Below are 19,223 nucleotides of genomic sequence, written 5' to 3' on the forward strand. Positions count from 1 at the left end.
AGAGAGTCCCGTTCGTGGTTGTCAGTTGCGGTGGCCGGTGTGCAGGCGCCGTTCGATGTACTGGCTGTAGCGCGACATGCTGAAACAGAACACCCAGAACACAAGGGCCGCGAAGACATAGCCCTCGGTGGCGAACCCCAGCCAGTCGCTGTCGGTCAGCCCCGCGCGGATGATCGCCAGCAGGTCGAAGAGGCCGATGATCAGCACCAGGGAGGTGTCCTTGAACAGCGCGATGAAGGTGTTGACGATGCCGGGGATGACCAGCTTGAGCGCCTGGGGCAGCACGATCAGCGCCATGCGCTGCCAGTAGCCCATGCCCAGCGCCTTGGCAGCCTCCTCCTGCCCACGGGGAATCGCCTGGAGCCCGCCGCGCACTACCTCGGCCATGTAGGCGCTCCAGAACAGCATGATGCCCACCAGGGCCCGCAGCAGCTTGTCGAACTCCACCTGGGTCGGCACGAACAGCGGCAGCATCACCGAGGCCATGAAGAGCACGGTGATCAGCGGCACGCCGCGCCAGAACTCGATGAACACCACGCAGAAGCCACGCACCAGCGGCATCTGCGAACGGCGTCCCAGCGCCAGCACCACGCCGATGGGCAGCGAGCCGACGATCCCCACGGTGGCGATGGTCAGGGTCAGCATCACCCCGCCCCAGTTCCGGGTGGGCACGAATTCGAGGCCGAAGCTGCCGCCCACCAGCAGGAAGAAGGCCACCACGGGGAAGCTCACCAGGGCAAACAGCCCCACCCAGCGCTTGGCGGGCAGGCGCGGGATGGCCAGCCAGGCCACCAGCGCGGCCATCAGCAGGAAGACCAGGTCCACCCGCCAGCGCTCGGCCTCGGGGTAGAAGCCATAGACGATGGACTCGAAGCGGGCGCTGATGAAGACCCAGCAGGCCCCCTCGCCGCTGCACGCCTCGCGGGAGTCGCCGATCCAGTCGGCCTGGAGCACCGCCCACTGCAGCGCCGGCCACAGCAGCCAGGCCAGCAGGGCGGCGGTGACCAGGGTCACCGCCCCGTTGAGCGGCGTATTGAAGAGATTGGCCCGCAGCCAGCCCATCGCCCCCCGGCGCATGTCGGGCGCGCGGCGCTCGGGAATCATCTCGGTTCGGGTCGAGGTCGCTTCCATGTCACCGCTCCTTGAGCAGGGTGCGCGCGTTGTAGAGGTTCATCAGCGCAGACACCACCAGGTTGATCAGCAGGTAGACGGCCATGGTCATGGCGACGATCTCGATGGCCTGCCCGGTCTGGTTCAGCGCCGTGCCGGAGAACACCGCCACCAGGTCCGGGTAGCCGATCGCCGTGGCCAGCGAGGAGTTCTTGATCAGGTTGAGGTGCTGGCTGGTCAGCTGCGGCACGATCACCCGCATCGCCTGGGGAATCACCACCTTGCGCAGGATGATGCCGGCGGGCAGGCTCAGCGCCTTGGCCGCCTCCACCTGCCCCTGGGGCACCGACTGGATGCCCGAGCGCACGATCTCGGCGATGAAGGAGGCGGTGTAGATGGAGAGCGCCAGCCACAGGGCCATCAGCTCGGGGAGCACCGTCACACCACCCTGGAAGTTGAAGCCCTGGAGCGTCGGGATGGACCACTCCAGCGGCATGCCGGTGGCCAGGAAGGTGGCGAGCGGCAGGCCGACCAGCAGCAGGGCGCCCAGCTTGAACACCGGCAGCGGCCGACCGGTCGCCGCCTGGCGGCGCTTCGCGAAGCGCACCAGCCACCAGGTGGCGACCACCGCGACCAGCAGCGCCCAGGGGGTGGCGGCGAAGCCGGCCAGCGGCTGGGGGTCGGGCAGGACCACGCCGCGCACATTGAGGAAGATCGCCTCGAACAGCGAGTGGCTGTCGCGCGGGCTGGGCAGGGCCTGCAGCACGGCGAAGTACCAGAACAGGATCTGCACCAGCAGCGGGATGTTGCGGAAGATCTCCACGTAGGCGCTGGCCAGCCGGGCCAGCAGCCAGTTGGGCGACAGCCGGGCGATGCCCACGGCGAAGCCGATCAGGGTCGCCGCCACGATGCCCATGGCGGAGACCAGCAGGGTATTGAGCAGCCCCACCACGAAGGTGCGGGCATAGGTGCTGTCGCCGGAGTACTCGATCAGTGTCTGGGGAATGGAGAAGCCGGCCCGGTCCTGGAGGAAGCCGAAGCCGGTGGTGATGCCCCGGGCCTCGAGGTTGGCCAGGGTGTTGGACACCACCATGGCGATGAACGCCCCCAGCGCCAGCAGCAGGATGCCCTGCACCAGCAGGGCGCGGAAGGTGGGGTCACGCCACAGCGGCCCCCGCTCCCGTGAGGAAGAACGCAGCATAACGAGCCTCGCAGACGTACCCGAAACGGCACCACGCATGTCGCCATGCGTGGTGCCCGGTCATTGGACGTTCAGGGTGGGTCAGCGGACCGGCGGTGCGTAGAGGATGCCGCCCTCGTTCCACAGCGCGTTCACGCCACGGCTGATCTGCATGGGGGAGTCCTCGCCCACGGTGCTGGCGAACACCTCGCCGTAGTTGCCGACGTGGCTGATCAGGTTGTAGGCCCAGTCGTTCTCGAGGCCGAGCTGTTCGCCGTAGTCGCCATCCACGCCCAGCAGGCGGGCCACCTGGGGATTGGGCGGGTCGGCCTTCATGTCGTCGACGTTGTCGCTGTTCACCCCGAGCTCCTCGGCATTGACCATGGCGAAGATTGACCACTTGACGATGTCCAGCCACTGGTCATCGCCCTGGCGCACCACGGGCCCGAGCGGCTCCTTGGAGATCAGCGTCTCGAGGATCTCGACGCTGTCCGGCTCCGGCAGCTGCAGGCGCAGGGCGCTGAGCTGGGAGGTGTCGGAGGTGAGGATGTCGCAGCGGCCGCTGGCGAAGCCCTGGGCGGTCTGGTCAGGGGTGTCGAAGGTGACGGTCTGGATCTCGATGCCGCGGGAGGGGAAGTAGTCGGCCAGGTTGAGCTCGTGGGTGGTGCCGGACTGGATGCAGATCGAGGCGCCGTTGAACTCGTCCGGGCTCTCGATGCCCAGGTCCTTGGCGACCATGAAGCCCTGGCCGTCGTAGAAGGTGGTGGCGGTGAAGTTCAGGCCCAGCGAGTTGTCGCGGGTCGCGGTCCAGGTGGTATTGCGCGAGAGGACATCGATCTCGCCGGACTGCAGGGCGGTGAAGCGCTCCTTGGCGGTCAGCGGCGTGAAGGAGACCGCCTCGGGATCATCGAAGATGGCGGCGGCGATACCGCGGCAGGTCTCCACGTCCAGTCCCTGCCAGGTGCCATCCTGATCGGGCGAGGAGAAGCCCGAGAGGCCGACGTTGACGCCACAACGCAGCTCGCCCCGCTTCTGCACCTCGTCCAGGGTGGCCGCCGAGGCGGACGAGACCGCGCCGAGGCAGAGGGCGGCGGCGGAAAGGGAGAGCAGTGTCTTGTTGTTGTACCGCATTAAAGAACTCCAGGGTCTGTTAGGTCGAGTGTTGCTGATGCAGCAGCCTCGAAACTAGCAGATCCCGGAGCCTCGTCGCCAGCCGGCGATTAAACGCTTGTCCCAGTGGCCCGAGGGCCGCCGGAGTCAGGATTCGGTGATGTCCTCGATCCAGGTCAGGGCCGCGACGCCGCTGGGCAGCCCCAGGGTAGGGATGGCCAGCATGGCCACCTGCTTGAGGGCCGCGGCGGATTCGCCCTCCTCCAGGCCGCGACGCACATGGGAGTGCACGGCGCCCTCGGAGCGCGCCCCCACGGCCAGCGCCAGCTTGACCAGGCGACGCGTGCGCGCGTCCAGCGGGCCGGACTCGGCACAGGCCCGGCCCAGCTCGGCGTAGGCGTCCCACACCTCTGGATAGTGCTCGGCCACCTGGCCGGCGCCGGCGGGAAGTTCCTGTTTCGACATGAGATCGTCCTTCTGCAGAAGAGTGGCGGGGACAGTATAGGCCAGCACGGCCGCTCCCTGCGTCACGCCAGCCAGGAGAGCGGGCTGTGGCGGATCGCCGCGCCCAGCATGTAGGCGAAGGTGGCCACCGCGGCCAGGGCGGCGACGGCCCTCGTCCGGGGCGTCCGGCCGCGCTTGATCGCCACCGTGCCCAGGCCGATATAGGCCAGCAGGGCAATCAGCTTGGCCGCCAGCCAGGGGTGCTGGTGGGGCCAGACGGAGAGCAACACCATCAACACCACGCCCAGCACCAGCAGGGAGGTATCAATGAGATGGGGCGCCACCCTCACCCAGCGCGCCTTCAGCACCGTCGCCTCGCGCACCGACCACCAGGCCCTCAGCATGAAGAAGAGGATGCTCAGGGTGGCGGCGGTGACGTGCAGGTGCTTGATCAGGGCATAGTGTTCGATCATGGTGCGCTCCCCAGGCCGCGGCTAGCCATCCTTGCCGTCGGCCCGGGCCGACAGCAGCGGCCCCGTATAGTGGACGAGGAAGATGCCGTAGGCCAGGCACCAGAAGATGATGCCCAGGTTGTAGGTCCAGTGGGTGATCTGCGGAAAGAGCGCCAGCACCGGCGAGCGCAGCAGGGCCGCGGCCACCATCAGGCCCAGGGCCACCCCGATGCCCGGCAGGGTACGGATGGGACGCGCCGTATGGCCCAGCGAGACCCGCGACATCATCGCCAGCATCATGGTGCCCATGCCGCCGATGGTCAGGGCGTGCACCGCGAGCTCGGCCCGGAAGGCTCCCAGCACCGCCAGGGCCCACATCGCCAGGCCCACGGGGATGAAGGCGTAGCTCAAGTGCAGTCCCCACAGCAACGGCTCGCGCCAGCTGTAAAGGCCTCCCCAGCGCAACAGCCGCACGGCGTTGGCCAGGGCGGCAAGCCCCATCAGGGCCGCCAGCAGGACGTCAGGGATCGCTACGCCGAGCATTACCAGCAGCTGGCCCAGCACCACCGCCATCACGCTGCCGAGGCTCGCGTACTCCAGGGCCGGGATCGGCGGCCTGCGGGTCAGCCCCAGGCGGTTGGCGGTGAACATGGCGATCACCCGGCCGCCCACCACCACCATCAGCAGGGAGAACAGCAGCACCGCCAGGTAGGCGGCCTGGCGGATCAGCTCGGCGTCGCCGGTCAATACCCCCAGGTGCATGGCCAGGTTGGCGAGGGTCAGCAGCGCCAGGGCCGGCAGGAAGACCAGGTTGCGCCAGCGCTTCGCGGCGATCACCAGCCGGGCCATGACCCCCGCCACCACCGGCAGGAACGCCAGGTCGGCCAGCACCGGCAGCCAGGGCGGCAGGCCCATGGGAAAGGCCATCAGCAACCGCCCGGCCAGCCAGACCCCGACCAGGGCCAGCAGTGGGCCACCCTTGAGGCTGGGCAGCCCGGTCCAGTTCTGCACCGCGGTGAGCAGGAAGCCCGCCACCACGGCGGCGGCGAAGCCGAAGAGCATCTCGTGCTGGTGCCAGAACATCAGTCCACCGAAGGGGCGCAGCAGGATATCGCCGTGCCAGAAGGCGAACCACACCCCCAGGGAGAGCACGCTGAACAGCGCCGCCAGCAGGAAGAAAGGGCGGAAGGCCAGGCGCGCCACCGGCAGGCGCGACAGCGTGGAGGAGCGGACGGAAGAGGAAGAGGTCGATTGCATGGCGCCATACCCGACTAAAACGCTTGGTTATGGCCATTGTGCCCCACGCCGGGCGCGCCTTCCATGACAGGCATCAAGAATACTTCTTATGGCAGGATCGACCTGGTCGGTCACCCTTCCCTAATGGCTGGTGCCCTCCTCGTAGCGCGTCTTGTTCCAGACGTTGTACTTGCCGGAGGGCTTGCTCATGGGAATGCGCTTCTCCTCTTCCAGGGTATCGCCGTCATAGACGATCACCGCGCCATCGTCTTCCCACAGGCTGAGCAGCAGCTTCTCGCCATAGCGGTCGAACTCCACGTGGGCGGCGGTCTTGCCGGGCTCGGGAATCAGCGTCTCGACGATCTCCAGGCTCGCCTTGTCGATGACATGGACCCGGTCGCGGTTGGGGCCGAAGAAGACGTCCGCCCAGACATAGGGCGAGTTGGCGTGGCTGCGCATGAAGAAGCCGGGGCCGTCGGTCTCGAGGGTCTTGATCACCGTCCAGTCGGTCATGTCGATGATCGACACCGCCGCACGGGTGAGGTGGGGAGTCGCCATCACGCGGCGCCCCTCATGCTGCCAGGTGATGCCCGAGCCCAGATGGGGCATCCCCTCCAGGGGCAGGTCGGCCACCTTCTCGCCGCTGTCCAGGTTCACCACCATGCCGCCCTGGCCGTCACTCTCCCCACCTCGGGAGGCACCGATGACGTGCTCGTAGTCGAGGTCGAAGAAGAAGTCGTCGAGGTAGTCGGGCACCGGGATGCGCCGCACCTGGAAGTTGGGCGTGTCATGCCCGCGGCGCTGCTCGAGCGGCGTGGCCATATGGCCGGTGGAGACCACCGGCTCGGTGGGCAGCGGCCAGGGGATCTCCCACACCTCCTGCAGGTCCTTGAGGGCGGCGATGAAGCTGCCTCGCGGCGGCGCGGCGTAGACGGCGCTGACCCGGGAGCTCTCGCCCTCCTTGCCCACCGCCGGGTAGACCTTCATCAGGTCGAGGTTGTGGGCATCGAACAGCACCAGGCTGTGGGGCAGGTAGTTCGCGGCCATCACGTAGCGGCCGTCGGCGGAGACGGCGATGTTGCGCATGTTGATGCCGGCGCGCACCTCGGCCACCACCTCCATGTTGTAGATATCGTACTTGGTGATCCAGCCGTCCCGGGAGCCGAAGAAGACATGGCGCCCGTCGGGGGTGTACTTGGGCCCGCCGTGCAGGGCGTAGCGGGTCTCGAAGCGGTGGATCCGCTCGAAGGTGTCGCCGTCCAGCAGGCTGGCGTGGTGGTCGCCGGTCTCCACCACGATGAAGAGGTTGAGCGGGTCGGCGTCGAAGCGCGGCACATCCGGCAAGGTTCCATCCGGATGGGTGACCTCGTGGCTGGCGAGGATCTCGTCGCGCCCCCAGGTGGGCTCGACCTCGGGCTCACGGTAGATCCACTCGGCCAGGGAGGCGATCTGATCGTCATCGAGTTGCTCGCCGAAGCCCGGCATCTGGCTGGCAGCTCGCCCGTCGCGGATCACCGCCTCGGCGGCAGCAGGCTTGAGCCGCGAGAGGTTGCCCGGCAGCAGCGCAGGGCCGATACCGCCCAGGCGCTCCTCGCCATGGCAGGAGGCGCACTGGGCCTGGTAGAGCGCGCGGGTGTCGTCGGCACCGGCCGGGGCCATGGCCGTGGCCAGCAGCGCGGCGGCCAGGGGCGACAGGAACATCCGCAGGGAGACGACGCATTTCACAGGGCAATCCGCTCCCGCACCAGTTCCAGGGTCTCGCCCTCGGCGAAGGTCGCCTCCCTGGGGGCCGGCTGGGCCAGGGTGCCCGCCAGGCGCACCACCTCGCCCACCACGATCAGGGTGGGTGGCTTCAGGCCTTCGTGCGCGATGGTCTCGACCAGCTCGCCCAGGCAGGTGATCACCTGGCGCTGCTCGGGGGTGGTGCCCCGCTCCACCAGGGCCACCGGATGGTCCGCGGGCAGGCCGTGGTCCTGCAGCTTCCGGCTGATCAGCCCGGCGTTGGCCAGCCCCATGTAGAAGACCGCCGTATGATGGGGCACCGCCAGGGATGACCAGTCCAGGGCCAGGTCGCCATCCCCCTTGCAGTGCCCGGTGACGAAGGTGACGCTCTGGGCGTGGTCGCGATGGGTCAGCGGGAAACCGCCATAGGCGGCACAGCCCTGGGCGGAAGTGATCCCCGGCACCACCCGGAAATGGATGCCGTGCGCGATCAGCACCTCGGCCTCCTCGCCCCCCCGGCCGAAGATGTAGGGGTCGCCGCCCTTGAGCCGCACGACCCGCTTGCCCTCCCCGGCCAGGCGCACCAGCAGGGCGTTGGTCTCCTCCTGGGTCAGGGCATGGCAGCGCGAGGCCTTGCCCACGTAGAAGCGCCGGGCGCGGGGGCTCGCCAGGGCCAGCACCTCGCGGGAGACCAGGCGGTCGAAGACCAGACAGTCGGCCTGCTCGAGCAGCGACAGGGCCCGCAGGGTCAGGAGCCCCGGGTCACCGGGCCCGGCACCGACGATGGCCACCTCGCCGGGCGCCAGGGGCGACTCGGCGAGATCATAGGAAACGCGACGTGACGGCATGGCGGAATTCCTCGCAAGCCTACTGGATTTCGACGGCCTGGATGGCCTCATAGGGTGGGGAGACATAGGGGGCAGATATACGACGCTCATCGGCGCCCTCGACCCCGATCTCGCGGTTGGTCAGGTAGCAGCCGGGATCCTCTTCCCAGGGGTCACCGGAGACCTTCCAGGCCCGCACCCGGGTGTTGCCGTTGCAGATCGGCAGGAAGTGGCACTCGCCGCAGCGCCCCTTGAGCGGCCGCGGCCGCTGGCGGAAACCGACCATCAGCGGGTCGGTGGTATCGCACCAGATCTCCGAGAAGGGCCGCTCGCGGACGCTGCCCAGGTCGTGGTCCCACCAGAAGGTGTCCGGGTGGACGTGGCCCAGGTTGTCGATGTTGGCGATATGCTCGCCGGAGGCGTTGCCCCCCCAGTTGACCAGGCGCTGCTCCAGGGCCTCGGCCTGCTCGGGGAAGTGCTCCCGGGCCCACATCAGCAGGAAGGGACCGTCGGCGTCGTTGTTGCCGGTGACGTACTCGCGCTCCACGCCGCGCTCGAGCTCGTCGCGGCAGTGGTCGAAGAGCCGGGTCATGGCGTCGCGGGTCATGCGGTACCAGGCGTCCTGCTTGCTGTGGCGCCGGCCGCGGCCGCCGTAGTTGAGGTGCGAGAGGTAGAACTTGTCGACGTCGTGCTCGTCGAGCAGCGCCAGGATGTCGCCGAGCTGCTCGTAATTCTCGCGGGTCAGGGTGAAGCGCAGGCCGACCTTGATGCCGCGCTCCTTGCACAGCTTCACCGCGTGCATCGACTCGCGAAAGGCGCCCTGGCGCTGGCGGATGACGTCGTGGGTCTCCTCCAGGCCATCGATGCTGATGCCCACGTAGTCGTAACCCACGTCGGCGATCTCGTCGATATTCTCCTCGGTGATCAGGGTGCCGTTGGTGGAGAGCCCGGTGTAGATCCCCAGCTCCCGGGAGCGACGCGACAGCTCGAAGATGTCGGGCCGCATCAGCGGCTCGCCGCCGGAGAGGATCAGCGCCGGCACCCGGAAGGCCGCGAGGTCGTCGAGGACCGCATGGGCCTCGGCGGTGGAGAGCTCACCGGCGAAGTCGATGTCCGCCGAGGTGGTGTAGCAGTGCTTGCAGGTCAGGTTGCAGCGGCGGATCAGGTTCCAGATCACCACCGGGCCGGGCGGCTTGCGTGCCGGCGGCACCGGGGCCGGTTCCATCAGGCTCTTGATATAGCGGGTGACGCGGAACATGGCGTTCTCCTGCCTTGGTTACGCTTGCCCGGCGCGGCGCGACAGGCGCAGCCCGGTCTTCTTGAGGATGCGCGAGCTGTAGAGGATGCGATGGTCGCGGCACGCCTCGCCCAGGCGCTCGCGCAGCACCGCGGCCTGGCGCTCGACCTCCTCCCGGCTGTGGCCGTGGAGCATGGCGAAGAGATTGTAGGGCCAGTGGGGCAGGTGGCGCGGGCGGCGATAGCAGTGGCTGACGCCCTCGATGGCAGCCACCTCGCGGCCCAGGCGCTCGACCTGGGCGTCGTCCACGTCCCACACCGTCATGCCGTTGGCCACGTAGCCGAGGCGATAGTGGTTGGGCACCGCTGCGACACGGCGGATCACCCCGCGCTCCTGCATCGCCCGCATGCGCTCGAGCACCTCGGCGCCGTCGAGGCCCACCTCGCGCCCCACCGCCCCCCAGGGGTCGGGGACCAGCGGCAGGCCGGCCTGGGTGGCCAGCACGATGGCGCGGTCGGCGGCGTCGAGTCCCCGGGTGTCGTGTTCCGGCAACTCGCCATCCGGGGCCGGCCTAGACGGGCAGGTGGAGACGGACATGGAACTCCTCCTCCTTGGGCATGTTGTAGACCGGCAGGCCGGTGGCCGCCTCTATGCCGGCGATGGCCGCGTCGATGGCCTCGGGCGTCTCGGTGGCCAGCACGAACCACATGTTGAGCGCGTGCTCGCGGCGATAGTTGTGGGCCACCTCGGGGAAGGCGTTGACCGCCTGGGTGACCCGCTCGTAGTCGGCCTCGGGCACCGCCAGCGCCGCCAGGGTCAGGCCGCCGCCCAGGCGTTCGGCGTGGTACATGGGGCCGAAGCGGCTCAGCACCCCGCCCTCGCGCAGGCGCTCCAGGCGGTAGAGCAGGTCGCCCTCGGCGATGCCCAGCGTCTCGGCCACCGCCGCATAGGGGCGCGCCACCAGGGGCAGGCCCTCCTGCAGGCGGTTGATCAGGCGACGATCGACGGCGTCGAGATCCTCGAGGGTCATGCCGCCCCCTCCCGCACGTAGCGGCCGCCGCACTGGCGGTAGGCGTGGGTGCTGAAGAGCACGCGGTGCTCCAGCTCGCCCAGGCCCAGGCGCTCGACGATGGCGGCGAGCTCCCCCAGCACCCGCTCGCGGCGGGCACCGTGGATCATGCAGAAGAGGTTGTAGGGCCAGTCGGGCAGGCGCCGCGGGCGGCGGTAGCAGAGCGTCACCGCGGTCTCCCGGGCGAGCCGGCGCCCCACCAGGGCGACCCACTCGTCCGGCACGTCCCACACCACCATGGCATTGGCCTGGATCCCCAGGCGGCGATGGCGCACCACCAGCCCCAGGCGCTTGATCATCCCCTCGGCCTGCCAGCGGCGCACGCAGGCCATCACCTCCTCCTCGGCCATGCCGGCCTGCTCGGCCAGGGCCTGCCAGGGCCGCGGGGTGAGCGGCAGCCCCTGCTCCAGCAGGGCGCGCAGGCGGCGGTGGGCATCCGGCTCACCGGGCGCGCGGGCGGTATCGAGGGACAGCGGGGTCGCGGTGCTCATGTGTGCTCCAGTTCGGCCCAGGGAATGGGGAAGGAGAGGTCGATATGGAAGCCCTCCAGCATCGGCAGGCGCAGGATCGGCACGCCCAGGCGTGCCTCCAGGGTCTCGAGCCGCGCCTCGAGCTCGGGCTCGTCCGGCGCGGTCATCACGAACCAGAGGTTGTAGTCGTGTTCACGGGCATAGTTGTGGTTGACGCCGGGGGCGGCGTTGATGAGCTCTGCGAAGGCATCGCGCTCGGCCTCGGGCACGGCCACGGCGGCGAGCAGGCTGGCGCCGGCCCGGGCGTGGTCGAACACCGGGCCCACCCGGCTCAGCACGCCCCGGGCCTGCAGGCGCTCCAGGCGTGAGATCACCTCGGCCTCCGAGGTGCCCAGGCGCTCGGCCACGGCGTGGAAGGGGCGGGTGCAGACCGGCAGGCCACGCTGGTAGCTGTCGATCAGGCGGCGATCCAGGGTATCGAGGTCTCGGACTTGGCAATGCATCGGCACAGCTCACTTGCGGCGGGTGGCGGCGGGCTTGCGCCCGCCGCCGGTTCCCGATCAGTAGATGTCTTTCTGGGTGTTGATCACGTTGAACTTGCCGGTCGGGGTGACCAGACGCTCATCCTTGATCACGTGCTTCAGCTCGCGGGTCTCGTCATCCACGATCACCAGGGCGGAGGTCTCGTCCATGGTGTTCCAGACGGAGAACCACACCTCGTCACCGGCCTGGTTGTACTCCGGCTGAACCACGCGCTTGACGCCCTCGCCCACGTCGGCCCACTCGGCGATCGGCAGCACCTCGTAGCCGGCCTCCAGGTCGTTGACATCGAAGACCGCCACGCTCTGGCTGGGCCCTTCGCCCGGGTTGAGGGCGGTGTCGACGTAGAGGTTGTCGGACTCCGGGTGGGTCTTGATGAACAGCGAGCCGCCGCCCTGGCCTTCCAGGGTGCGTACCACCTGCCAGGCGTTGTCGGGATGCCCCTCCGGGTCGGTGCCGATCAGCTGGATGGTGTTGTCGCCCAGGTGGCTGGTGGCCCACACCGGCCCGAACTCGGGATCGACGAAGTTGGCGCCGCGGCCCGGGTGCGGGATCTTGCCCACGTCGACGATCGCCTCGAGCTCACGCTCCTGGGCATCGATCACCACGATCTGGTTGGACTCGTTGGCCGCGGTGAGGAAGTAGCGACCCGAGGCGTCCCAGCCGCCGTCGTGCAGGAAGCGGGAAGTGTCGATCTCGACGGTGGAGATGGCGTCCAGGTTCTCGTAGTTCACCAGTCGGACCTTGCCGGTCTCCTTGATGTTGACGATGAACTCGGGGTGCTGGTGGGAGGCCACGATGGCCGCCACGCGGGGCTCCGGGTGGTACTCCTGGGTGTCCACGGTCATGCCGCGGGTGCCGACGATCTTCTTCGGCTCCAGGGTCTCGCCGTCCATGATCACGTACTGGGGCGGCCAGTAGGCGCCGGCGATGGCCAGGTCGTCCTCGTAGCCCTCGAACTTGGAGGTCTCGACGGAGCGCGCCTCCATGCCGATCTTGATGGTGGCGACGATCTCCGGCTCCTCCATCCACAGGTCGATCATGTCGACCTTGGCATCGCGGCCGATGACGAACAGGTAGCGACCGGAAGCGGACATGCGCGAGATGTGCACCGCATAGCCTGTGTCGAGGACCTTGACGATCTCCTTGGATGCACCGTCGATCAGCGCGATCTGGCCGGCATCACGCAGGGTGACCGAGAACAGGTTCTCGATGTCCAGGTCGTTCATCTGCTCGGTGGGGCGGTCCTCCGGCGCGACCTTCACCTCCCAGGTCTCCATCATCTCCGGCATGCCGAACTCCGGCGGCACCGGCGGCTCGTGCATGACGTACTTGGCCATCAGCTCGACCTCGTCATCGGTGAGGTCGCCGGAGGTGCCCCAGTTGGGCATGCCGGCCGCGGAGCCGTAGGTGATGAAGGCCTTGAGGTACTCCAGTCCGCGCTCCTGGGTGATGTCGGTGGTCAACGGCTTGCCGGTGGCCCCCTTGCGCAGCACGCCGTGGCAGCCGGCGCAGCGCTGGAAGTAGATCTCCTTGGCCTTCTCGAACTCGGCCTCGGTCAGGTCCGGCGCACCGGGCGTCGTGACCACCTTGGCGGACTTCGGGTCCATGGCCGACGGCGCGCCCTGGTAGGCGCTCTTGGCCTCGTCGACACCCTTGTGACCATCCTGAGCCTGGGCCGCACTGATCCCCAGGGCGACGGTGGTCACCGCCACCGCCAGGGGCTTGAGATACCAGTCTTTCTTCATCATCGTTCCACCTCTGTCATGATCCTTGAATGCGCTGTCGCCAGGTCATGGGCGAGTCATTGTTGTCGTTCGCCGGATGGCCACCCGAAGCTGTACGGTCGATGACCTTCCTGCGCCAGAGATTGGCCCATTAACGCGTATAATTCATGCATCTTTAACGGCTCCCGCGCCGCTTTCCCCGGCAAGGTTGACCTGTGTCAAAGTGCCTCTGGCCTACCTCCAAAGAGACATTGCGAGCCCGGAGGGATCATGCTTCATGGGCCCTGCAGGGCGACGCTTTGACCCCCGTCAAGGCACGCCCGGCCGCCAGCGGTGACACTGCCACCAGCCACGACACCGGGCCCGCCCGAGGAGATGCCATGCCCCTTTCCGCCCCCCGCCGCCTGCTGCTGGCGCTCTGCTGGCTGCCGCTGGCCGCCCTGGCCGATGGCTCGCTCTCCGCCGAGCGGGCGCAGGAGCTCGAGACCCTGCTCTACCAGGACTGCGGCTCCTGTCACGGCATGACCCTGCGCGGCGGCCTCGGCCCGGCACTGCCGGAGTCGCGCATGAACGCCTACAGCCGCGACGGGCTGGCCGCGCTGATCCTCAACGGCGTCGCCGGCACCGCCATGCCCGGCTGGGCCGGCCTGCTCACCGAGGAGGAGGCGCGCTGGCTCGCCGACCACCTGCAGAACGACAACCCCCTGGATGAGTGACCCTGCCATGCCCTTGATGCCTGCCCCCCTTCGCAAGCCCCTCGCCGCCGTCTCGCTGCTCGCCCTGCTGGCCGGCTGCCAGGCCACCCCGAATACCGAGCTGCGCGGCACCGGCGACCTCGGCGTGGTGGTGGAGCGCGCCACCGGCAGCCTGGCGGTGGTGGACACCAGCGAGCGCCGCATCCTCGAGCGGGTGGAGGGGCTGGGCGACCTGTCCCACGCCTCGGTGAAGTTCTCCCGCGATGCCCGCTACGCCTTCGTCTTCGGCCGCGATGGCGGGCTGAGCCGGGTCGACCTGCTCACCGGCGAGATCACCCACCGGGTGATGCAGTCCGGCAACAGCATCGGTGGCGCCATCTCCCAGGATGGCGCCCTGGTGGCGGTGGCCAACTACGAGCCGGGTGGCGTGAAGCTCTTCGATAGCGAGACCCTGGAGGAAGTCGCCGATATCCCGGCGACCTACCGGGACGAGGACGGCCAGGAGCAGCGCTCCAAGGTGGTGGGGCTGGTGGATGCCCCCGGCAACCGCTTCGTCTACAGCCTGTTCGAGGCCGGCGAGATCCATATGGTGGACATGAGCGGGGGCGCCCCCGAGGTGACCCGCTTCACCGATATCGGCAAGGCGCCCTACGATGCCCTGATCGGCCCCAACGGGCGCTACTACATCGCCGGGCTGTTCGGGGAGGATGGCCTGGCACTGCTCGACCTCTGGCATCCGGAGGCGGGAGTGCAGCGCATCCTGCCCGACTACGGCCGCGGCGAGGAGCGCCTGCCGGTCTACAAGATGCCCCACCTGGAGGGCTGGGCGATGGCCGGCGACGAGGCCTGGCTGCCGGCGGTGGGACGCCACGAAGTGCTCCTCGCCGACAGCGACGACTGGTCGCTGGTCGACCGTATCCCGGTCCATGGCCAGCCGATCTTCGTGATGTCCCGCCCCGACGAGCGCCAGGTGTGGGTCAACTTCGCCCACCCCGACAACGACGTGGTGCAGGTGATCGACACCGAGTCGCGCGAGGTGGTGGCCACCCTCACGCCCGGCGAGGCGGTGCTGCACATGGAGTTCACCCCCCGGGGCGAGCAGGTATGGATCTCGGCCCGGGACAGCGACCGGGTGGTGGTCTACGACACCCGCACCCTGGAGGAGATCGCACGCCTCGACAGCGAGTCGCCCAGCGGCATCTTCTTTACCGATCGGGCCCATCGCATCGGGCTGTGAACCTCATGCCTTGAGGCCCAGGCGGCGGGCCAGGCGGTGCAGGTTGCCGGGATCCAGCGCCAGGTCCCGGGCGGCGGCCGCCCAGTTGCCGCCCTGCGCGGCCAGGGCATCGCGGATCAGCCGCCGCTGGAAGGCCTCGGTGGCCTCCCGCAGGCCGCCGCCGGCCTCTGCTTCACCGCCGACGATGCCGCGTGCCGCCGGGGTGTCGGCCGCCGCGGGGGCGTCCCCGCGCGGCAGCTGGAGGTGGCCCGGCTCGATGCGCAGTACCGCCGCCCGCTGGCCCGGCACGGTGAGCGCCTCCTGCTCGCCGAGGGCCCGCAGGGCGGCACGGGCCAGCACGTGCTCCAGCTCGCGCACATTGCCGGGCCAGTGCCAGCCGAGCAGGGCCGCCTGGGCCTCGGGAGCGAAGCGCAGGTTGGCCACCCCGAGGCGCACCCGGTTGTCTTCCAGGAAGTGGCCGGCCAGCAGCGGGATATCCTCGGGGCGCTCGCGAAGCGGCGGCACCTCCAGCGGGAAGACGCCGAGCCGGTGATAGAGATCCTCCCGGAAGCGCCCTGCCCCGACCTCGGCGGCCAGGTCGCGGTTGGTCACGGCGATCACCCGGACATCCACTCGCCGCGCCTGCTCGCTGCCCAGCGGCTGGATCTCCCCCTCCTGCAGCACCCGCAGCAGCTTGGGCTGCAGGGCCAGCGGCAGTTCGCCCACCTCGTCGAGCATCAGGGTACCGCCATCGGCCATCTCGAAGTGGCCACGGTGATCCTTCACCGCGCCGGAGAAGGCGCCACGCCGATGGCCGAACAGGGCGCTCTCGATCAGGCTCTCGGGCAGGGCGGCGCAGTTGACCTGCACCAGGGGGCCGCCACGCCGGGCGGAACGCCGGTGCAACTCGCGGGCCACCCGCTCCTTGCCGACCCCGGTCTCGCCGTGCAGCAGCACGTTCATCCCGGTGGGTGCCACCAGATCAACGGCCGTCATCAGCCGCTGCATGGCAGGGCTGCTCCACTGCTGCAGCCCGCTGCCGGTCGCCTCGCCACCCAGCACCTCGCTGAGCCGCGAGCGGGTCTCCGCCAGGCGCTCCGCCAAGCGCAGGCAGACGGCCAGCAGCTCCGCGGCGGCCAGCAGCTCCGCCTCCTCCAGGTCCCGCAGTGCCCCGGAGGAGAGGGCGTCCAGGGTCAGCAGGCCGATCAGTCGCCCCTCGTCGCGCAGGGCCACCCCCAGGCAGTCGTGCACCTGGCTGAGGTCCTCGTCGAGCAGGCCGTCGAAGGGGTCCGGGAGGTCGCAGTCCGGCGGGAAGCGGCACACGCCGGGATGGGCGGCGATGGCGGCGAGCCGGGGGTGCTGCGCCGGCTCGAAGCGCCGTCCTCGGACCTCGCCGGGCAGGCCCAGCACGGCCACCGGCTGCAGGGCGCCGCCCTCCATCACCATCAGGGTGGCGGCATCCAGCGGATAGCGGCCCACCAGGGCCTGGAGCAGGGCATCCCACTCGCCGGCCAGGGAGGCGTCCGGCGCCCGCTCAGTCAGGCAACCCAGCAGTTCGCGCAAGGCGCGCAGGAAGTCGGTCATGGCACTGTGCTTTCGACAATAAGTGTCAGCATGACAACAGAGATCGTGTCACTTTGCCACTATCACCCGGTCTGGAGTGCCGTGCCCACGCCGGGGACTCGTTGGCGACTCAGGCCGCCATGCTGCGCTGCGACATCTTGCCCGGAGCCTGGCTGGCACGACTCTTGCTCACGGGAAAGGGCCAAACCAGAACATCCCCCTGACAGAAGGATTCCCATGCTGACGATAGAGCAGGAGCAGTTGATCGCGGCCACCGCCCCCGTGGTGGCCGAGCATCTCGATGCCATCACCCGGCGCTTCTACCCGCTGATGTTCGAGCGCTATCCGCAGGTGAAGCCGCTCTTCAACCAGGCCCACCAGCAGGACGGCGGCCAGCCGCGAGCCCTGGCCGGGGCCGTGCTGGCCTATGTGGGGCTGCGCCAGGACCCCCAGCAGGCACGCGGCGTGCTGGCCACCGTGGTCAGCAAGCATGTCTCCCTGGGCATCCAGCCCGACCAGTATCCCATCGTCGGCGAGTGCCTGATGGCCGCCATCGGCGAGGTGCTGGGCGAGGCGGTGACCCCGGAGGTCGCCGCGGCCTGGAGCGGCCTCTACGAGGAGCTCGCCGGCCTGCTCATCGAACTGGAAGACCATCGCTACCGGGAGTTCGAGGGGCGCCCCGGTGGCTGGCGGGGCACGCGCCGCTTCCGCATCGCCGACACCCGCCAGGAGAGCGCAGTGATCCGCTCCTTCGTGCTGGAACCCGAGGACGGCGGCCCGGTGGCGGACCATCAGCCGGGCCAGTTCATCGGCCTAAGGCTGACCATCGACGGCGAGCCGGTCTATCGGCACTACAGCCTCTCGGACGTGCCGAACGGCGGCCACTACCGGATCTCGGTGAAGCGCGAGCCGGAAGGGCGCGCCAGCCGTCACCTGCACGATGTCATGGGCGTCGGCGACACCCTGGAGCTGCTGCCGCCCGCCGGCGACCTGACCCTGGAAGAGGGTGACGAGCCCCTGCTGCTGGCCAGCGGCGGCGTCGGCCAGACCCCGATGCTGCCCATGGCCCGCCATGCCCTGGCCCAGGGGCGCCGGGTGGTCTACCTGCACGCCGCCCTGGACGCCGAGCATCACGCCTTCCGCGACGAGGTCGCGGCCCTGGCCGAGGCTCACCCGGAGCGGCTGCGGGCCGTGAGCATCCACGAGCGCGGCAACGATGCCGACCATACCGGCCGGATTGACCGCGAGCTGCTGGCCCGCCTGGTTCCCGAAGGGGCCCGCTGCTACTTCGTGGGCCCCCAGGGCTTCATGACCGCCGTGGACCGGGCGCTCGCCGAACTGGGCGTGCCCGGCGAGCGTCGCCACTACGAACACTTCGGCCCCTCGCGCCCCCTCGACGCGGCCTGAGACCCGCCCCACCTACCACACCCACGACGTCCCGGCATGGCCGGGGCGCCGTCGTGCTGCCTGGGTGCTGGAGATGGGGCTCAGCTGCCACGCGCCAGCAGCATTGCCTTGATATGGCCGATGGCGCGCATCGGATTCAGCCCCTTGGGGCAGACCCAGGTGCAGTTGGCGATCTGTCGGCAGCGGAACACGCTGAAGGGGTCGTCGAGCTCCGCCAGACGTTCGTCGGTGGCGGTATCACGGCTGTCGATCAGGAAGCGGTAGGCCTGGATGAGGCCGGCCGGGCCGATGTACTTGTCCGGGTTCCACCACCAGGAGGGGCAGGCCGAGCTGCAGCAGGCGCACAGGATGCATTCGTAGAGGCCGTCGAGTTTCTCGCGGTCCGCCGGGCTCTGGCGTCGCTCGGTGGCGGTGGGCGGCTCATCGTTGATCAGCCAGGGACGGATCTTCTCGAACTGGCGGAAGAACAGCGTCTGGTCGACGACCAGGTCGCGGATCACCGGCATGCCGGGAAGCGGACGCAGGGTCAGGGTATCGCCGCTGCCCAGCACCTCCTCCACCGGCGTGATGCAGGCCAGGCCGTTCCTCCCGTTGATGTTCATGCCATCGGAGCCGCACACCCCCTCGCGGCAGGAGCGCCGATAGGCCAGGGTGGCATCCTGCTGCTTCAGGTGCTCGAGGATATCGAGCACCATCGCCTTGCGGAAGCGCTCCTCCACCTCCAGCGTCTCGAGGCGCGGCCGGTCATCCTCATCGGGATGGTAGCGATAGAGCCGTACCTTGATCATGGTCGCTCTCCCAGCGATAAATCGAATTCACTCTTTCCGGATCACTCCCGCCAGTAGTCGTTGGCCGCGGCGACGGTCTGGAAGTGGGTAGCGATGACATGGGAGGCCGCGATCAGGCTGTCGGGATCCTCGGCATACTCGGGACGCTGCGCCTTGCGCACCTCGGCGTCCGGCTGGGTGGTGCCCACCCCCTTCTGGGAGAGTGTCACCGCCAGGGCGAAGCCCTCCTGGGGCGTCTCGGTGATCAGGCTCGGCAGCCAGGTATCGTCCGAATCCATGGCTTCATGGTCATCGGCCAGGGCGGCACTGCCCAGCAACAGCGAGGCCGCCAGCATCAGGGCGCCGGTGGCCTTGACTGACGAAAAACACGCGCGATGTTGCGTCGACATGGTGACCTCCTGCGTTGGCAAGCGCGGGCCCATGGGGCCCG

General features: G+C 69.2%; 20 protein-coding genes. 3 read left to right on the forward strand and 17 right to left on the reverse strand.

Features of this window, described 5'->3' with window-relative positions:
- Positions 1–21: 21 nt before the first annotated feature.
- The 14 genes from SCI24_RS02590 to SCI24_RS02655 form a co-directional block, all read right to left on the reverse strand.
- Complete coding sequence (locus tag SCI24_RS02590; RefSeq protein ID WP_318723844.1) at positions 22–1,131, reverse strand: amino acid ABC transporter permease; 1,110 nt, start codon at positions 1,129–1,131, stop codon at positions 22–24.
- Between the two features lies 1 nt (position 1,132).
- Positions 1,133–2,311: an amino acid ABC transporter permease gene (locus tag SCI24_RS02595; RefSeq protein ID WP_318723845.1), complete on the reverse strand. Its 1,179-nt coding sequence runs from the start codon at positions 2,309–2,311 to the stop codon at positions 1,133–1,135.
- An 81-nt stretch (positions 2,312–2,392) separates the two neighbouring features.
- Positions 2,393–3,421, reverse strand: coding sequence for an amino acid ABC transporter substrate-binding protein (locus SCI24_RS02600; RefSeq protein WP_318723846.1), 1,029 nt, complete (start codon positions 3,419–3,421; stop codon positions 2,393–2,395).
- Positions 3,422–3,547: 126 nt separating this feature from the next.
- Entirely contained in the window at positions 3,548–3,865 is a 318-nt protein-coding gene (locus SCI24_RS02605; protein ID WP_318723847.1) for a carboxymuconolactone decarboxylase family protein, read from the reverse strand.
- Between the two features lie 62 nt (positions 3,866–3,927).
- The gene (locus tag SCI24_RS02610; protein ID WP_318723883.1) at positions 3,928–4,314 is read right to left on the reverse strand and encodes a SirB2 family protein; all 387 of its coding nucleotides are present in this window, start codon (positions 4,312–4,314) and stop codon (positions 3,928–3,930) included.
- A 24-nt stretch (positions 4,315–4,338) separates the two neighbouring features.
- Positions 4,339–5,553 (reverse strand): NnrS family protein, encoded by a 1,215-nt coding sequence (locus SCI24_RS02615; RefSeq protein WP_318723848.1) that lies wholly within the window; start codon positions 5,551–5,553, stop codon positions 4,339–4,341.
- Between the two features lie 120 nt (positions 5,554–5,673).
- Positions 5,674–7,257, reverse strand: coding sequence for a cytochrome D1 domain-containing protein (locus tag SCI24_RS02620; RefSeq protein WP_318723849.1), 1,584 nt, complete (start codon positions 7,255–7,257; stop codon positions 5,674–5,676).
- On the reverse strand, positions 7,254–8,102 hold the full coding sequence (gene cobA, locus SCI24_RS02625) for a uroporphyrinogen-III C-methyltransferase (protein ID WP_318723850.1): 849 nt from the start codon (positions 8,100–8,102) through the stop codon (positions 7,254–7,256). The genes SCI24_RS02620 and cobA overlap by 4 nt, the downstream gene beginning before the upstream one ends.
- Positions 8,103–8,121: 19 nt before the next feature.
- A complete protein-coding gene (nirJ, locus tag SCI24_RS02630) occupies positions 8,122–9,339 on the reverse strand; it encodes a heme d1 biosynthesis radical SAM protein NirJ (protein ID WP_318723851.1) in 1,218 nt (405 codons plus the stop codon).
- Positions 9,340–9,357: 18 nt separating this feature from the next.
- On the reverse strand, positions 9,358–9,915 hold the full coding sequence (locus SCI24_RS02635) for an Lrp/AsnC family transcriptional regulator (RefSeq protein WP_318723852.1): 558 nt from the start codon (positions 9,913–9,915) through the stop codon (positions 9,358–9,360).
- Positions 9,890–10,348 (reverse strand): Lrp/AsnC family transcriptional regulator, encoded by a 459-nt coding sequence (locus tag SCI24_RS02640; RefSeq protein ID WP_318723853.1) that lies wholly within the window; start codon positions 10,346–10,348, stop codon positions 9,890–9,892. Before SCI24_RS02640 ends, SCI24_RS02635 begins: the two co-directional genes overlap by 26 nt.
- The gene (locus SCI24_RS02645; RefSeq protein WP_318723854.1) at positions 10,345–10,878 is read right to left on the reverse strand and encodes an AsnC family protein; all 534 of its coding nucleotides are present in this window, start codon (positions 10,876–10,878) and stop codon (positions 10,345–10,347) included. The genes SCI24_RS02640 and SCI24_RS02645 overlap by 4 nt, the downstream gene beginning before the upstream one ends.
- Complete coding sequence (locus SCI24_RS02650) at positions 10,875–11,360, reverse strand: Lrp/AsnC family transcriptional regulator (protein ID WP_318723855.1); 486 nt, start codon at positions 11,358–11,360, stop codon at positions 10,875–10,877. The genes SCI24_RS02645 and SCI24_RS02650 overlap by 4 nt, the downstream gene beginning before the upstream one ends.
- A 57-nt stretch (positions 11,361–11,417) precedes the next feature.
- A complete protein-coding gene (locus SCI24_RS02655; protein WP_318723856.1) occupies positions 11,418–13,148 on the reverse strand; it encodes a cytochrome D1 domain-containing protein in 1,731 nt (576 codons plus the stop codon).
- A gap of 356 nt (positions 13,149–13,504) precedes the next feature.
- Here SCI24_RS02655 and SCI24_RS02660 point away from each other — a divergent pair, with 356 nt between their 5' ends.
- Together SCI24_RS02660 and SCI24_RS02665 are read left to right on the forward strand one after the other, a co-directional pair.
- On the forward strand, positions 13,505–13,840 hold the full coding sequence (locus SCI24_RS02660) for a cytochrome c (protein WP_318723857.1): 336 nt from the start codon (positions 13,505–13,507) through the stop codon (positions 13,838–13,840).
- A 7-nt stretch (positions 13,841–13,847) separates the two neighbouring features.
- Positions 13,848–15,056 carry a cytochrome D1 domain-containing protein gene (locus SCI24_RS02665; RefSeq protein WP_318723858.1) on the forward strand — a complete coding sequence of 403 codons (1,209 nt, stop codon included), beginning with the start codon at positions 13,848–13,850 and terminating at the stop codon, positions 15,054–15,056.
- A gap of 3 nt (positions 15,057–15,059) precedes the next feature.
- Here SCI24_RS02665 and norR read toward each other — a convergent pair whose 3' ends face one another.
- Positions 15,060–16,619 (reverse strand): nitric oxide reductase transcriptional regulator NorR, encoded by a 1,560-nt coding sequence (norR, locus tag SCI24_RS02670; protein WP_318723859.1) that lies wholly within the window; start codon positions 16,617–16,619, stop codon positions 15,060–15,062.
- A gap of 216 nt (positions 16,620–16,835) precedes the next feature.
- Between norR and hmpA the strand changes: the two genes are divergently transcribed.
- On the forward strand, positions 16,836–18,005 hold the full coding sequence (gene hmpA / locus SCI24_RS02675) for an NO-inducible flavohemoprotein (protein WP_318723860.1): 1,170 nt from the start codon (positions 16,836–16,838) through the stop codon (positions 18,003–18,005).
- An 80-nt stretch (positions 18,006–18,085) separates the two neighbouring features.
- Here the strand turns inward: hmpA and SCI24_RS02680 are convergent, their stop codons facing one another.
- The gene (locus SCI24_RS02680) at positions 18,086–18,790 is read right to left on the reverse strand and encodes a succinate dehydrogenase iron-sulfur subunit (RefSeq protein ID WP_412928888.1); all 705 of its coding nucleotides are present in this window, start codon (positions 18,788–18,790) and stop codon (positions 18,086–18,088) included.
- Positions 18,791–18,834: 44 nt separating this feature from the next.
- Positions 18,835–19,182, reverse strand: coding sequence for a hexameric tyrosine-coordinated heme protein (locus tag SCI24_RS02685; protein ID WP_318723862.1), 348 nt, complete (start codon positions 19,180–19,182; stop codon positions 18,835–18,837).
- Between the last annotated feature and the right edge of the window lie 41 nt (positions 19,183–19,223).

This window comes from Halomonas sp., assembly GCF_033549285.1.
Lineage (GTDB): Bacteria > Pseudomonadota > Gammaproteobacteria > Pseudomonadales > Halomonadaceae > Halomonas.